Source organism: Pengzhenrongella frigida, assembly GCF_004168625.1.
GTDB classification, from domain to species: domain Bacteria; phylum Actinomycetota; class Actinomycetes; order Actinomycetales; family Cellulomonadaceae; genus Pengzhenrongella; species Pengzhenrongella frigida.
In genome coordinates, this window is the sequence record NZ_SDWW01000019.1 from 61454 (window position 1) to 77235 (window position 15782).

Genomic DNA, 15782 nt, shown 5'->3' on the forward strand with positions numbered 1-15782 from the left:
GGTCAGACCGCCGCCGGGGGCAGGCGCAGCACGTAGCCCACCCCGCGCTTGGTGTGGATCAGCGCCAGAGGTGACGGACCCTCGACGCCGTCGGCTCCTACCTGCGGCGCGTCGATCTTGCGCCGCAGGTAGGAGATGTAGGACTCGACGATGTTCGCGTCGCCGCCCCAGTCGTACTGCCACACGTGGTCGAGGATCTGCGTCTTGGACAGCACGCGGCCGGCGTTGAGCATGAGGTAGCGGAGCAGCTTGAACTCGGTCGGGGACAGGTCGATCGTGCGACCGGCGCGGCGGACCTCGTGGCCGTCGTCGTCCAGCTCGAGGTCGGCGTAGCGCAGGGTCGCGTCGTCCTCCGGGTCCTCGCCGGGGCGGGTGCGGCGCAGCACCGCGCGGATGCGCGCGACGACCTCTTCGAGGCTGAACGGCTTGGTCACGTAGTCGTCACCGCCGACGGTCAGGCCGGTGACCTTGTCGGAGGTGTCGTCGCGCGCGGTCAGGAAGACGACCGGGACGTGGTGGCCCTTCTCCCGCAGGCGGCGCGTGACGGTGAACCCGTCCATGTCCGGGAGCATGACGTCGAGCACGACGAGGTCCGGGTCGACCTGCTTCACCAGGCGCAGCGCCGTGGCGCCGTCGCCCGCGGCGTGCACCTCGAAGCCGGCGAACCGCAGCGAGGTCGCCAGCAGCTCGCGGATGTTGGGCTCGTCGTCGACGACGACGAGGCGGGCCTCGGGTTCCGCGCCGGATCTGTTCATGTTCCCAGTTTGCGCCGAAAGGCTGGGAGTTGTCTGTACAAACCCTGCGCACCCCGCCCCGCGAACTCGCACGGTCCGCATCGCTGGCACCGGGTGGGGTACGAGCTCGGGCCGACCTCGCGAGTTCGCGGTGCGGTCGGGGGCGCGGTCAGTCCTGGGGGCCCTTCAGGGCCGCCAGGCGGGCGGCGATCTCGGCGTCGGCCGACGAGCTCTCGAGGTCCTCGAACTGGGCGTCCAGGGACGACGACGCGAGCTCGGCCTGGCCGGCGACGCGTGCCTCCTCGCGGCGCACCTTCTCTTCGAAGCGCGAGACCTCGCTAGTCGGGTCCAGCATGCTGATGGACGAGACCGCGTCCTGGACCTTGGACTGCGCCTCGGCGCTCTTGGCCCGCGCGACCAGCGAGTCGCGGCGCTGCTTGAGGTCGGAGAGCTTCTCCTTCATCCCCGCCAGGCCGGTCTTGAGCTTCTCGACGACCTCGTTCTGCGAGGCGATCATGGGCTCGGCGTCCTTGGCCTCGTTCTCGAAGCTGATCTGCTTGCCGAGCGCGACCTTGGCCAGGTTGTCGAACTTGTCCGCGTCGACGGTGTTGCCGGAGGTGCGCAGCGCGTCGGCCCGGCTGGAGGCGGCGAGCGCCTTCGTGCCCCAGTCCCTGGCGGCCGCGAGGTCGGCGGAGTGGTCCTGCTCGGCGAGCCGCAGGTTCCCGATCGTCTGGGCGATCGCCCCCTCGGCCTCGACGATGCTGTTCGAGTAGTCCCGGATGAGCTGGTCGATCATCTTCTGAGGGTCCTCGGCGCGGTCGAGCATCGCGTTCACGTTGGCGCGCGTGAGCTGGCTGATACGTCCCAGGATGGTCTGCTTCTCGGTCATTTCTGAGCCCCTCGTTCGATCGGTGGGTGCGGTGGATGCGGTGAGTGAAACGGGTGCGATGGGTGTGGTGGGTCGCGCGGGAGTCGGATGACGTGAGTCGTCAGAAGCGGCCACCTCCGCCGCCGAAGCCGCCCCCGCCGCCGCCGAAGCCCCCCCCGCCGCCGCCGAAGCCCCCACCGCCGCCGCCGAAGCCGCCGCCCCCGCCGCCCCAGCCGCCGCCGCGACCGCCGCCGCCGCCGCCGCGGAGCAGGCTGTCGAGGAGGATGCCGCCGAGGATCAGGCTGCCGGCGTTCGATCCGCCGCCGAGCCCGCCCGGACCACCACCGCGGCGCGACTGCTCGAACGCCTGCACGTCCTGCTGGGCGAGGTGCTGGGCCTGCGCCGCGAGCTGGTCGGCCCGCTGCGCGCAGTCCAGCCCGCGGGGAGGATCGGTGCCGGCCAGGGACTCGGCCTCGCCGAGCAAGCGCTGGGCCTCGGCGAGCCGGGTGCGGGCCTCGGGTCCGACCGCGCCGCGCCGGGTCTCGATGTAGTCGGAGACCGCGCGGACCCGGGACCGCAGCGGGCCGACGGCGGCCGCGAGCTGGCCTCGCGCCCGCTCGGCCTGCTCGGCAGCGCCGCGGGCCGGCTCGAGGGCCTTGTCCAAGGTCGCCTCCGCGGTGCGCAGGTCGCTCAGGAGCTTCAGCGGGTCGCTGCCGGGACCCGCAGCGCGGGCCGCATCCCGGGCCGCACCCGCGGCGGCGGCCGCGGCGCCCACCGCGGGATCGCCCGGTGCCAGCCGGGCGACGTCGTCCAGGTCGGCTCCGAGCGACGCGATGCCGGCGGTGATCGCGGCCGTGGCGCCGGCGAGCTCCTGCCCGGCCCGGTCGATGGCATCCAGCAGGCTCACGCTCTGCGCGACGGCGTTCTCGGCGGTGCGGGCGGCGACGACGGCGGCGGCCAGGTCTCCGGCGGCCACGGCCGCGCGGCCCTCGGCGACGGACTCGCGTGCGGCCGCGAGCAGGCCGGAGGCGTTCTCCGAGTTGGTGTACACCGTCGTGAGCGACGTCGTGGGGTAGGTCTCGGCGAGCCGGCGGAGGGCCTCGTCGGCCGGTGCGATCCGCGCGCTGACCTCGACCGCGCGCCGGTCGGTCGCCTCGAGCAGCTCGGGCGCGCGCGCCTGCAGGTCGCGCAGGGCGTCGAACGCCTCGGTCTGCTCGTCCAGGGCGGCGTCCGCCTGCGTGCACAGCTGCAGGATCTGCACGAGCATCGCGCGGCGCTGCTCGTCGGTCTCGGGCTCCGAGTCGTCGAGACGTTGCCGCAGCCCGAAGGCCTGCAGCCCAGCCGCCTTGGCCGCCGCGAGGACGGTCGTGAAGGTCCGGGTGGCCTCCTCGCCGAACTGGGCCTGCGCGAAGCCGAGCTCCTGCTCGGAGGCGCGCAGCTCGTCGTCCAGCGTGACCAGGGCCGCGCTCGCCTGCCGGTCGAGGGTCGCGGTGTCCACGGGGGCGGGCTGCCCGCCCGGGCCGCCCGGTCCGGTCGCCTTCGAGCGGGAGCGCAGGGACCGGAACAGCAGGAGGCCGCCGATCACGGCGAGCCCGATGAGGAAGACGGTCAGCAGCGACGTGCCGCCGCCGCTGGAGCCGACCCCGGACCCGCTCTCCGCCTGCTCGAGGGCGTCGGCGGTGTCGATCACCGCGCCCGCCCAGTCGTCCTCGCTCAGGCGCGGTTCGAGCACGTCGCTGCGGATCGTGGCCTGGTCGGCGTCGCTGATGGGGGAGTCGCTGGACGCGACCAGGCCGTACCGCCGGTCGTCGACGGCGACCGCGAGCAGCAGGTCGTTCGCGCCGAGGCCCGAGAGCTCGGCCGACTCGGTGGCCCACGTGACGCCGTCGGCGCCGTTGAAGCTGTCGACGAACACGGTGAAGAGCTGCAGCCCGGTCGCGTCGGTGAGGTCGGCCTGCGCCTGCGTGACGTCGTCGGTCCGATCGCCGAGCACGCCGGCGGTGTCGACCAGCTCGGAGGGGAGGTTCAGCGGCGGGTCGGCCGCGGCCGGCGCCGCGCCGAATCCGGCGAACAGCACGAACGCGGCGGCGGCGACCCAGGCCCGCAGCGGTCGGCCGCGGCGACGGCTCCGGGTCCCGGAGCTCCTCGGGTGGGCGCGTCGGGGCACGGGGGCGACGTCGCGGGGGGTGTCGGACGTGCGCGGGTCGAGCCGGTCTGCAGGTCCAGGGGTCACGAGGTGATCCTTGTCCGTGACCGTCCGCATCGCAAACGGTCTGACCGACCGGGAGTTTCGCGTGGAATCGGTTGATCTGGCGTCGTTGTCGGCGCACCTCGAGCGGGTGCCGCCCGGATATCCAGTACCGTCCCGCCATGACTTTTCCGGGTTCGCCCCCTCCTTCGCCCGTGGTGACCGTGATCCAGCACAGTCCGGACGTCCCGCTGGACCGGTTCGTCGACTGGCTCGCCGACGGTGACGGGAGCCGCCTCGATGTCGCCGTCGTGCGGGCGTGGGCGGGGGAGAGCGTCCCGACGGAGCCCAGCGACGCCCTGATCGTGCTCGGCGGGCACATGCACGCCCATGCCGACGACGTCGCGCCGTGGCTCCCGGCGACCCGTGCGCTGCTCGCGGCGGCCGTCGCGGCCGACGTGCCCACGCTCGGGATCTGTCTCGGCGCCCAGCTGCTCGCCGCGGCCACCGGTGGTCGGGTGCAGGTCGCCGCGCCCCCCGGCCGGGAGGCGGGGATCGTCGACGTGCGCTGGCGCCCCGACGCCGCCGGTGACCCGGTCCTCGCCGCGCTCGCGGCCTCGGGTCGCTCCGCGCCGCTGCCGAGCATGCACGCCGACGCGATCGTCGACCTGCCACGCGGCGCGGTCTGGCTCGGGTCGAGCGCGATGTACCCGTACCAGGCGTTCCGGCTCGGTCGGGCCTGGGGCGTGCAGTTCCACCCCGAGGCGGGCGCCGCCACGTTCCGGGGCTGGGCGCAGGCCTACGACGACGTCGACGCCGCCGCGGTGATGGCGCTGTACGAGGCGCGGGAGCCGGAGATCGCCGCGGCCGGTCGGGCGATCGCGGCAGGGTTCGCCGCCGTCGTGCACCGGACGGCGGACGAACGTGCCGCTCAGTCGGTGACGAGGTCCTCGGCGTCGATGATCGTGTAGGCGTAGCCCTGCTCGGCGAGGAAGCGCTGGCGGTGCGCCGCGAACTCCTGGTCGACGGTGTCGCGGGCGACGACCGTGTAGAAGTGCGCGGTGCGCCCGTCGGCCTTGGGCCGCAGGATGCGACCCAGGCGCTGGGCCTCCTCCTGGCGGGAGCCGAACGATCCCGAGACCTGGATCGCGACGGAGGCCTCGGGCAGGTCGATCGAGAAGTTGGCGACCTTGCTCACCACGAGCTTGGTGATCTTCCCGGTCCGGAACTCCTCGAACAGCCGCTGCCGCTCGGGCACCGTGGTCGCGCCGGTGATGACGTCGCAGGCCAGGTGCTCGGCCAGGTCGGCGAGCTGGTCGAGGTACTGCCCGATGATCAGCGTCGGGTCGCCCTCGTGCTTGGCGACGAGCTCTTCGACGATCCGGTTCTTGCCCGTCGCGCAGGACGCGAGGCGGTACCGGTCCTCCGGCTCGGCGGTCGCGTAGGCCATCCGCTCGCGCTCGGGCAGGGTGAGGCGGACCTCCACGCAGGCCGCCGGGGCGATGTACCCCTGCGCCTCGATGTCTCGCCAGGGCGCGTCGAACCGCTTGGGGCCGATCAGGGAGAACACCTCGTCCTCGCGGCCGTCCTCCCGCACCAGCGTCGCGGTCAGGCCGAGCCGGCGTCGGGCCTGCAGATCGGCCGTCATGCGGAAGATCGGGGCGGGCAGCAGGTGGACCTCGTCGTAGATCACGAGGCCCCAGTCGCGCGCGTCGAGCAGCTCGAGGTGCGTGTACACGCCCTTCCGCTTGGTCGTCATCACCTGGTAGGTCGCGATCGTGACCGGGCGGACCTCCTTGCGGGAGCCGGAGTACTCGCCGATCTCGTCCTCGGTGAGGGACGTCCGCTTGAGCAGCTCGTCGCGCCACTGCCGGGCGGAGACGGTGTTGGTGACCAGGATCAGCGTCGTGGTCTGCGACCGCGCCATCGCACCGGCGCCGACGAGCGTCTTGCCGGCGCCGCACGGGAGCACCACGACGCCCGAGCCGCCGAAGTAGAAGCTGTCGATGGCCTGCTGCTGGTAGGGCCGCAGCGCCCAGGTGGCGTTGTCGAGGGCGATCGCGTGCGCCTCGCCGTCGACGTACCCGGCGAGGTCCTCGGCCGGCCAGCCGAGCTTGAGCAGCACCTGCTTGAGGTGGCCCCGCTCGCTGGGGTGCACGACGACGTCCGTCTCGTCGAGGCGCTCGCCCACCAGCCCGGCGGTGCGCCGGGAGCGCAGCACCTCCTCGAGCACGGCCCGGTCGAGCGCGTGCAGCACGAGGCCGTGCACCGGGTCGCTCACCAGCTGCAGCCGCCCGTAGCGCGACATCGTCTCGGCGACGTCGACCAGCAGGGCGTGCGGCACCGAGTAGCGCGAGTACTCGAGCAGCACGCTGACGACCTGCTCGGCGTCGTGGCCCGCAGCCCGCGCGTTCCACAGCCCGAGCGGCGTGAGCCGGTAGGTGTGCACGTGCTCGGGCGCGCGCTCCAGCTCGGCGAACGGCGCGATCTCGCGCCGGCACGCGTCGGCCCGTTCGTGCCCGACCTCCAGCAACAGGGTCTTGTCGCTCTGCACGATCAGCGGGCCATCGGTCATGTGGTGGGCTCTCCAGGGTCGATCAGGGTCACTCCGGCGATGCGGTGCACGGCCACGGTGAGCTCGGCGTCACGCTCGGTGTCCACCGCACGTACCCGGCCCGCGTCGACGCGCAGCGGACGCACCCGACGACGGCCGGGGGTGCCCTGCGGACCGACGATCTCGAGCCAGACCTCGCGGCCGTCGGCGGCCGCCTGCCGCAAGGTGGCCAACGCGGCGACCGGGTCGACTGTTCCCGCGGCTCCTCGATCGCCGCCCGAACCGCTGTCGTGCGCATGCGCCGCGCGGTCGGACCGGGCCTCGGCCTCGGCCCGGCGCAGCACGGGGACGAGCGCGGCGAGGTGCTCGCGCCACTCGCGCGCGTCGGCGGGGCTCGACGGGGCGGCCGGTCGCGCACCATTCACGGCGGACGGCGTGGGCGGGGCCGACGAGATGACGCCACCGGCGCCGCGACGCCGTCGGGCACCGGCCCGGACCCGGCGCACCATCGGACGCGCGTGCACGACCTGGCCGTCCGGACCCTCGCCGGCCGGGGCGAGCCCGCGGTCGCGCAGGGCGGCCAGGAGGGCGGTCGGGGTGGCGTGCGCCGCGAGCACGGTCGGGGCGAGCCGGACCAGGCCGAGGTCGGCCAGGCTCGGGTCGTCGACGAGGCCCGCGAGCAGGGTCGGGTCCTCGGCGCGGATGTACCCGAGCGCGGAGCCGACCCGCAGCCGGCCGTGCCGGCGGGCGGCGTCGCGCACGAGGTACTCGAGCGGCTGGGGGACCTCGCCCAGGGCGTGGGAGGAGAGCTCCTCGAGGAGCTCGTCGGCCGTCTGGCCGCCGTCGAGCGCGGACCGGACCGACTCGATGGTGAAGCGCACGGTGACGCCGGCGCCGCGGGACTCGACCTTGGCCATCCGCTCGAGCAGCCCGGCCAGCTCGCGGGTGGGACGGCCCGGAACGATGCCGGTCAGGTCGCCCTGGAGCATGAGCTCGCTCACGGCCACGGGCAGCACGGCCGCGATGGCCTCGGCGGCGGCCGCCTTGCCGGCGGCGAACCGCTCGGCCGAGACGGGGCTCTCCATGCCGGTGCCGGCCGCGTGCGGCGCCGCCGGGATGGTCCCGTTCTCGGGCCACGGGCGCAGCAGGGCTCGGCCGGCGGCGGACAGGGCGTTCGCGCCCAGGACGCCGAGCACGCCGGCCTCGCGCAGCGTCGCGGCCACCGCGGTCAGCGGCGGCACCGAGCGCGGCGTGCGCCAACGGAGCACGGCGGCGACGTCGTCGGCGTCGAGCACGGTGCCGGGCTCGCGGGCGTCGAGGACCGCGAGGACCGCGCGGCGCAGGCGCGGCGCCCACGGCCGGGACAGCTCGGGGTCGAGCGCGGCGCGCAGCTCGCCGCGCTCGTCGCGCCCGCCGACGACCCACGGCGTGCGGGTCATCGTCAGCCAGGCGGTCGCGAGCGTGGCCCAGCGGTCGGGCAGCTCGGCGTCGAGCCATTCGTCGACGTCGAGCGTGGGGGAGAAGGTCGGCTGGTCCTCGCCGTCGTCGATGATCAGGCCGGCAGCGCCGGCGAGCTCGACCACGAATGCCGCCTGGATGTCGTCGATCTCGAGCTGGGACGCCAGGCGGCGCAGCTCGCGCACACCGAGGCCGCCGGAGCGCAGCACCGGCGGGGGCACCCGCTCCCACTCGCGGATCAGGCCGGCGACCAGCCGGACGGCGTCCTGCGCGGCGCGCGCGGACTCGTCCTCGACGGTCTCCTGCGGCAGCGTGGTGCCGACGGGACGGGGCTCGCCGGCGGCGGGCTCGCGGTGGGTGCGACCACCGCGCAGCGCGAGGCCCAGCTGGCGGGGAAGGATGACGCGGGCCGAGTCGGCGGCGCGGAGCAGGCCGTGGGTCACGAGCCAGTCCACGGCCGCGCGCTGACCGACGGACGACGCCGCGGGGATGCGGGCGACCGGCGGCCCCCAGCTCAGGGCGTCGAGGACCTCGTGCGCGCCGGGCGGGGCATCCGCCAGCAGGTGCGCGACGGCGGCCGCGAGTGCGGCGGGGTCGATGGGGGCGGCCGCGAGGGCGGCGTCGAAGGTCTGCCCGAGGACGCTCTCCGCCCCGGTGGTCTGCGCGACCGGTCCGAGGCCGGCGGGGTAGGGGCCGACGAGCTCGCCGAGACCGGGCGCGGGGTGGAGGTTCGTGGGGTCACCCCACAGCAGCGCGATCTCGAGCCCGTACGCGATGGCCTCGGGCATCGGAGCCCCGATGGCGGTCGCCACGTCCTGGGAGGTGACGGCCGGGCGCACGTCCTGCAGTGCGACGACGGCCTCCAACACCTGCAGCGACGAGGCGTCGACGGCCGCGAGCGCACGCTCGAGGCTGAAGCGGCTCGTGGCCCGTGCGGCGAGGGCCACGAGGGTCGAGGGGGACGGATTGGCCAGGTCGGGTCGCCGCTCGAGCAAGGTAACGAGCTCGGCGTCACTGCGCGACCGCAGGTGCTCGCTATAAGTAGGCATCCGCACTAGGGTACGCGGCTCGCTGTGTCCGATGAACCGCCTGCCCGCTCGATTCAGGCGTGCGGGGGTGGTCGGGGCGCCTGGTGCCGGGCGAGTCTGCCGGCTCGGGGTCGGCCGGCTCACGGGCGGGCTCCCCGGCAGCGGTCCCCTCACCGGCCGCCGTGATGTCCGCGCGCAGGTCACGCACCCGTGCGCCGTGCCGGCCGCGCGCGGCTACCACGGCGTCCTGGCGCCGATCGGGACGTGGGGTGTCGGCCGGTGCGAGCCGATCGGTCCGGCCCGGCGACATTGCCGGATGTGGCGCACCCGACGGGCTTTTGAGACGAATCGTCGCGCGACGGAGCGTTCGGGGAACCTGAACCGCCGTGCGCCGGATAAACTGCCTCGTTACTGTCTGAGGTATCTCCACTCAGCTACCTGTCTTTCGTTCCGCGAACTGTCCTTACGCATCCGACGACGTCACAGAGGTTCCAGTGCCCACCGGCAAGGTCAAGTGGTTCGACACCGAGCGTGGTTTCGGTTTTATCGCCAGCGATGAAGGCGATGAGATCTTCCTGCACGCCTCGGCGCTGCCCGCAGGTGTCACGGACCCCAAGCCCGGCACGAAGGTCGACTTCGGCGTGGCTGACGGGCGTCGTGGCCCGCAGGCGTTGTCCGTCAAGATGCTCGACCCGATCCCGTCCGTCGCCAAGGCGGCCCGCCGCCCCGTGGACGACATGGTCGTCATCGTCGAGGACCTCATCAAGGTGCTCGACAAGGTCGGCAACGAGCTGCGACGCGGCCGCTACCCGGACAAGGCGAGCGGTCAGAAGTACGGCGCCCTGCTCCGCGCCGTCGCCGACTCCCTCGAGGCCTGAGCCATGGCCACCCCGACCAAGGACGCCGTCCTGACCAACGCCGTCGAGCTGGCGCGTCAGGTCGCCATCGACGCAGCCGAGTGGCCCGAGCACGTCGGCGAGCACCTCGGTGTCGTCGTCGAGGGCGACCGGCTCGTCTCGCACCAGTTCGCCTCGACCGCCCCGGGCTACCGCGGGTGGCGCTGGACCGTGACGCTCGCCCGCGTGCCGCGCGCTCGCGTCGCGACGATCTGCGAGGTCGAGCTCCTGCCCGGCGACGCCGCGATCCTCGCGCCTGCCTGGCTGCCCTGGTCCGAGCGCCTGCGCCCGGGCGACATCGGCCCCGGCGACGTCCTGCCGTTCATGCCCGACGACCCGCGCCTCGAGCCGGGGTACGTCGCCACCGGTGACGACGAGCAGGACCGGGTCGCGTTCGAAGAGCTCGCCCTGGCCCGCGTCCGGGTGCTCGCCCCCGAGGGTCGCGAGCGCGCTGCCGAGCGGTGGTACACCGGCTCTCAGGGGCCGACGTCGCCCGGTTCGCTCGTCGCCAGCGCGGCGTGCCAGACGTGCGCCTTCCTCGTCCCGCTGAGCGGTTCGCTCGGCCTGCTCTTCGGGGTCTGCGCGAACGAGTGGTCGCCCGACGACGGCAAGGTCGTCAGCCTCGATCACGGCTGCGGTGCGCACTCGGAGACGGACATCGAGCCGCACGCCAGCGACTGGCCGGACCCCGTCGCCAAGATCGACGACCTGGATCTCGAGCTCGTCTCGCTCGTCAAGGAGCAGCCGGCGGCGATCCGGGACGAGTCGGTTGTCGACCTGGATGCTGAGCCGGTCGTCGAGCCCGTCGTTGACGTGGTTGCTGAGCCGGTGATCGAGCCCGCCGTCGATGCGGTTGCCGAGCCGGTGATCGAGCCCGCCGTCGATGCGGTTGCCGAGCCGGTGATCGAGCCCGCCGTCGACGCGAATGCTGACCTGGTCGTCGAGCCGGTCGTTGAGCCCGTTGCCGACCCGGCCGAGCCGGTGGCCGAGACGGAGCCCGTGGCCGACCTGGCCCCCGTCGTCGACCCGACCGAGACTGACAAGACCCCCGCGCCACCCGAGTCGTGACCCAGGACGCCTTCGGGACCGCGGCACTGCGTGCTGCGGTCCTGCAGGCGTGGACGGCGTCACCTGCCCGGCTCCGCGAGGACGCCAACACCGAAGAGGACCACGCTCGCGGCTACTACCGCGATCGCGTGGTCGTCGAGCTCGCGCAGAACGCGGCTGACGCCGCGACCCGGGCGGGCGTCGGCGGGCACCTGCTGCTGCGGCTGAGCGACGTCGAGGGCGTCACGGTCCTCACCGCGGCGAACACCGGCACCCCGCTCGACGCTGACGGGGTGGCCTCCCTCGCCTCGCTGCGCGCCTCCGCGAAGCGGGACAACCGGGCTGCGACCTCGCCGGTCGGCCGGTTCGGCGTCGGGTTCGCGGCGGTCCGGTCCGTTGCGGATGAGATCTCGGTCCGTTCGACCACCGGCGGCGTCCGGTTCTCGTTGGCGGACACCGTGGCCGAACTGGCCGCGCTCGCGGAGTCGAACCCCGGCCTCGCCGAGGAGATCGGGCGCCGTGACGGATCGCTCCCGGCCCTGCGTCTGCCGCGGCCCGACGCCGAACGCCCGCCGGTCGGGTACGACACCTCGGTCGTCCTCACCCTCCGCGACCAGGCCTCGGCCGACGAGGTCCGCGCGCTGCTCGCCGAGGTCGGCGACCCGCTGCTGCTCGCCCTGCCCGCGCTCACCGAGATCGTCGTCGAGATCGAGGTCGCCGACGAGAGCTCGCTGCGCCGGGTGAGTGACGTCGACTCCCGCTGGACGATCGCGCGGGGCACCGGCTCCCTCGAGCTGGCCCTGTTCGCGGACCGGCCCATCGAGGAGCGGGCCGCACGCGAGTGGGCCGTCACCTGGGCCTTGCCGCGCGAGCAGGCGTCGTTCGGCGGTTCGCCGGCGGGGTCGGACCGTCACCGCGCGGCGCCGTGGGGCAGCGTCGTGCATGCGCCCACGCCGACCGACGAGCGTTGCACGCTGCCGGCATTGCTGGTCGCCAGCCTTCCGCTCGACCCGTCGCGCCGACACGTCGTGCGCGGCCCGCTCACCGATGCCGTGCTCGACCGTGCGGCGCAGGTCTACGCGGACCTGGCGCACGGGATCGCGGTGGCTGGGGGCGATCCCCTCGCGCTCGTGCCGATCGGGCTGGCGGACGGTGCGCTGGACGGTGCCCTGCGCGACCGGATCGTCGCGCGGCTCGCCGGCACGCCCCTGCTCGCACCGGCCGACGCCGGCCTCGACCGGGCCGACCATGGTCGGCGCGACCTCGTCGCGGACACGTCCACCGACGGACTGCTCGAACCTCGGCGGGCCGTGGCGCTCGCCGGCGACATCGGCCGCGACCCGGACGCGGTCGCCGCGCTCGCGCGCTGGGCGGCGAACCTGGTCGTGCTCGGACCGGGTCAGGAGGCGCCGGCCCGCGTGCTCGCCATCGAGATCCGTGAGCTCGCCGAGCTCGTCGAGGAGCTCCCTACCGCCGCGCAGCCCGAGGACTGGCTCGCGCTGTACACCGCGCTGGCGCCGGCGGCTTCGGACCCGGCCGTCCGGGAGGCCCTCAGCGCGCTGCCCGTGCCGCTGGCGGACGGTCGCACCGTGCGGGGAGCCCGCGGTCTGGTGCTCCCCGCGGCATCGGCCTTCACCGGCGCGTCCTTCACCGGCGCGACCCTCGCGGACCCGGGCCGATCCGGCGGCTCCGGCGACCCGAGCGACCTCGCCGCGCTCGATGTGCTCGCGCGCTGGGGTCTGCGGCTCGTGCACCCCGGGGCCGTGAGCCCGCTCCTCGAACGGCTCGGTGCCGCCGCGGCCGAGTCCGGAGGACTGCTGCTCCTCCCGGCGGTCCGCGAGGCCGTGCTCGAGGTGGCCGACGACGACGATCTGGCCCTGGCGTCCGAGGTCGCCGACGCGGTCCTCACGCTGGTCGCGGGCACCCTCGACGACGCGCACGTGCCCGCCGAAGCCGCGGCCTGGCTCGGTGAGCTGACCTTGTTCGACTCGCGCGGTGAGCCGACTCCCGCGCGCGGTCTCGTGCTCGGCGGCTCGACCGCCGCCGACCTGCTCGACGAGCGCGTGCTCGCCCCCGTCGCGGACGACCTCGTCGAGCGGTGGGGCGCCCGCGTCCTCGCCGCCGTCGGCGTCCGCGACGACCTCGCACTGGTCCGGCTCACCGACCTGCTCGTCGAGCAGCCGGGGGACGGACTGGTCGGGGCAGGTCCCGGGGAGGACCTCGCCACCCGATCGCTCGACGGCTGGGAGGACTACCTCGAGATGCTTGCCGAGAGCCTCGGCACGGGGGCGGTTATCAGCGAGCTCACCGCGATCGCGGACCTCGACGCCGTCCGCGACGAGGTCTGGCCCGCCGTCCTCGCGCACCTCGCCGCCGATCCGGAGCTCCGCCGCGCTCTGCTCGACCCGGTCCGCGCCGACAGCGATCGACGAGGCCGTGGCGCGCCGTCCTACCCGGCGTGGTGGTTGCGGTCTCGCACTCCGGCAGCGCTCGGGCTCGGTGAGCCGTTCGCGCTGTGGACCGCGCCGGTCGGGCTCCAGAAGCTGCTGCCGAGCGTGCCGGAGAGCCTCGCCGGCCTCGACCCGCTGATCCTCGGGGCGCTGGGCGGCGTCGGGTCGTTCGCCGAGCTCGACGGCGAGGGCTGGGCCGACCTGCTCGACGCGCTCGGGCCGGTCGGTACACCCGTCCTGCCGGACATCGCCGTCACGCTCTGGCGTGCGCTGGCCGACGCGGCCGTCAACGCCGTCGAGCTCGACCGGGTGCCGGAGCGGCTGCCCGCGCTCGTCGGCCCCGCCGAGGTCCGGATGGTGCACGCCGACGACGCCGCCGTCGCGCCCTCGCCCATGTGGTTGCAGCGGCCCGACGTCGCGGCCCTGATCCCGGCCCCGCCCGTGGTCGCGGTGCGGCTCGGTGGGCTGCTGGACCTCCCGCTCGCGGACGACCTCATCGAGGAGAAGCCCGCCCTGCCCGACGACGACGGCTCGTCGGGCCCTACCCCGGATGCGGCGATCGCGCTCGCCCCGAACGTGCCCCGGACGTGGCAGGAGCACGACGACCTCCGGGTCGGTGGCGCCCCCGTCGACTGGTGGGTCGAGGGTGACGGCCCGGACGCCGTCGTGCATGCGACCCAGATGGCGGGCCTCGCGCGCGGGCTGGCGCAGGCCGCCGGCCGCTGGGAGCTGCGCCACGCCCTCGAGCTCGCCCTGACCGAGCCGGATCGCGCCCCGGAGCTTCGCACCGAGGCGGCTTTCGACCGCCCGTAGACCGAATGCGCCCCGCCTGGCCCGCTGCCGATGGCGGCGCGCGCGTGAGTCATCCCAGGATGAGAGAAGATGACGGTGATGACCCAGCCCCCTGCAGTCTCGCGAGTCCCCTCGCCCTACGGGCAGGTGGCGCGCGGCGTGTACGCACCGGCCCTGGTGTTCGAGATCGGCGTCGGCGCGATCATGCCGATCATCCCGCTCTCGGCTGTCGACCTCGGCGCCAACCTCGCGGTCGCCGGACTCATGGTGGCCCTGCTCGGCGTCGGGCAGATCGCCGGCGACGTGCCTGCCGGCGTCCTCGCAGCCCGGATCGGCGACCGCCACGCGATGCTCGTCGCGGCGACGCTCTCCGTGCTCGCCTTCGCTGGCTGCGCCCTTGCACCGAACCTCTGGGTGCTTGGCGCCGGGGTGCTCGCGGTCGGTGCGACGAACGCCGTGTTCGTGCTCGCCCGGCAGGCGTACCTCACCGAGGTCATCCCGGTGATGAAGCGCGCCCGGGCGTTGTCGACCCTGGGCGGTGTGCAGCGGATCGGGGCCTTCATCGGCCCGTTCCTCGGCGCCGGTGTCGTGCACCTGATCGGCCTGAGCGGGGTCTACTGGCTCGCGGTGCTCACCAGCGTCATCTCGGGTCTCGTCGTCCTGGTGGTGCCCGACGTCGCAGGTGCGGAGGTGATCCGCCGCCGGCAAGCAGCGGTGCCGGTCTCGTTGGGCACGGTGCTGCGAGAGAACGCTCCGGTGTTCGCCCAGCTCGGATTCGCGGTCCTCGCCGTCGGGGCAGTTCGGGCGAGCAGGCAGGTCGTGCTGCCGCTGTGGTCGGAGCATCTCGGGTTCAGCCCCGCGACGACGAGCATCATCTTCGGCATCTCGGGCGCGGTCGACATGTTGCTGTTCTACCCGGCGGGCAAGCTCATGGACCGACGTGGACGGCTCTGGGCGGCGATCCCGTCGATGCTGATCCTCGGTGGTGCGATTCTCGCGCTGCCCTTCACGACCACGCTCGCCGGAGTCACCGCTGCGGCCATGGTCATGGGACTGGGCAACGGCATCGGCTCGGGCATCCTCATGACCCTCGGGGCAGATGTCGCCCCGGCGGCGGTTCGGCCGCAGTTCCTGGGGATCTGGCGCCTGTTCTCCGACTCCGGCAGCGCAGCCGGGCCACTGGTGGTGGCTGCCGGTGCGGCGCTGGGGAGCCTCGCGGCGGGGATCGCTGCGATGGGTGTGGTGGGGATCTTGTCCACCGGGGCGCTTGCGCGCTGGGTGCCGCGCTGGTCGATCCATGCCAACCGCACCACGCGTCGCCGAGCAGCCGCAGCCGACGGCGCCCGGACCGAGGCCTGAGGCTCCGCTGTACCGCCCCGCGGCTGCTGCGCTGCCCGGCCGCTCCCTTTCGCCGCTGCGCTCATGGGCTCAGGCGCCGCGGGATTCGGCTTCGGTCGACCCGCACAGGTCGCCACGGCGGGGGAGCTCGAGCGTGTCGAACAGTGACGGCACTGAGCGTGCCGGAAGGTCCGGTGATGCGTGCCGGAGGTCTGGTGACCAGACCGGTGGTGGACCGGCCGCTGGTGGGTCCGAGTTCGGTGGTGTCCCCGTCGGCGGTGGCTCCCCGTGCGCGTACCCGCCCCCGCGACCGACTTGTCGTCCGGACTGGTGTCCGACGGTGCGTCCGTCGCGGTCGCGGAACTGGTAGCTGACCAGGGCGATGCCGTCGCCGGTGTATCCGGGGGTGTGCTTGGGGTGGCGGGTGAT

General features: G+C 74.2%; 10 protein-coding genes. 5 read left to right on the plus strand and 5 right to left on the minus strand.

From position 1 onward, the window contains the following. Positions 1 to 2: 2 nt before the first annotated feature. The 3 genes from EUA98_RS09585 to EUA98_RS20485 form a co-directional block, all read right to left on the minus strand. Positions 3 to 755 (minus strand): response regulator transcription factor, encoded by a 753-nt coding sequence (locus tag EUA98_RS09585; RefSeq protein ID WP_130102456.1) that lies wholly within the window; start codon positions 753 to 755, stop codon positions 3 to 5. 148 nt (positions 756 to 903) lie between these two features. Beyond that, a complete protein-coding gene (locus EUA98_RS09590) occupies positions 904 to 1623 on the minus strand; it encodes a PspA/IM30 family protein (RefSeq protein WP_130102457.1) in 720 nt (239 codons plus the stop codon). 100 nt (positions 1624 to 1723) lie between these two features. Next, a complete protein-coding gene (locus tag EUA98_RS20485; protein ID WP_207219031.1) occupies positions 1724 to 3835 on the minus strand; it encodes a TPM domain-containing protein in 2112 nt (703 codons plus the stop codon). 137 nt (positions 3836 to 3972) lie between these two features. On the opposite strand from EUA98_RS20485, the gene EUA98_RS09600 reads away from it, so the two are divergent. Continuing rightward, entirely contained in the window at positions 3973 to 4761 is a 789-nt protein-coding gene (locus EUA98_RS09600; RefSeq protein WP_130102459.1) for a type 1 glutamine amidotransferase, read from the plus strand. Here the strand turns inward: EUA98_RS09600 and EUA98_RS09605 are convergent. Together EUA98_RS09605 and EUA98_RS09610 are read right to left on the minus strand one after the other, a co-directional pair. After that, the gene (locus EUA98_RS09605) at positions 4722 to 6365 is read right to left on the minus strand and encodes a DNA repair helicase XPB (RefSeq protein ID WP_130102460.1); all 1644 of its coding nucleotides are present in this window, start codon (positions 6363 to 6365) and stop codon (positions 4722 to 4724) included. The two genes, EUA98_RS09600 and EUA98_RS09605, sit on opposite strands and share 40 nt — an antisense overlap. Further along, a complete protein-coding gene (locus tag EUA98_RS09610; protein WP_130102461.1) occupies positions 6362 to 8851 on the minus strand; it encodes a helicase-associated domain-containing protein in 2490 nt (829 codons plus the stop codon). The genes EUA98_RS09605 and EUA98_RS09610 overlap by 4 nt, the downstream gene beginning before the upstream one ends. Before the next feature lie 473 nt (positions 8852 to 9324). Between EUA98_RS09610 and EUA98_RS09615 the strand changes: the two genes are divergently transcribed. The 4 genes from EUA98_RS09615 to EUA98_RS09630 all read left to right on the plus strand — a co-directional run bounded on the left by EUA98_RS09615 (position 9325) and on the right by EUA98_RS09630 (position 15374). Then, positions 9325 to 9708 carry a cold-shock protein gene (locus EUA98_RS09615; protein ID WP_130102462.1) on the plus strand — a complete coding sequence of 128 codons (384 nt, stop codon included), beginning with the start codon at positions 9325 to 9327 and terminating at the stop codon, positions 9706 to 9708. Between the two features lie 3 nt (positions 9709 to 9711). After that, entirely contained in the window at positions 9712 to 10794 is a 1083-nt protein-coding gene (locus EUA98_RS09620) for a DUF3027 domain-containing protein (RefSeq protein WP_130102463.1), read from the plus strand. After that, positions 10791 to 14036, plus strand: coding sequence for an ATP-binding protein (locus EUA98_RS19735; protein WP_165372782.1), 3246 nt, complete (start codon positions 10791 to 10793; stop codon positions 14034 to 14036). Before EUA98_RS09620 ends, EUA98_RS19735 begins: the two co-directional genes overlap by 4 nt. Positions 14037 to 14114: 78 nt before the next feature. Further along, the gene (locus EUA98_RS09630) at positions 14115 to 15374 is read left to right on the plus strand and encodes an MFS transporter (protein WP_207219032.1); all 1260 of its coding nucleotides are present in this window, start codon (positions 14115 to 14117) and stop codon (positions 15372 to 15374) included. The last annotated feature ends 408 nt before the right edge of the window (positions 15375 to 15782 follow it).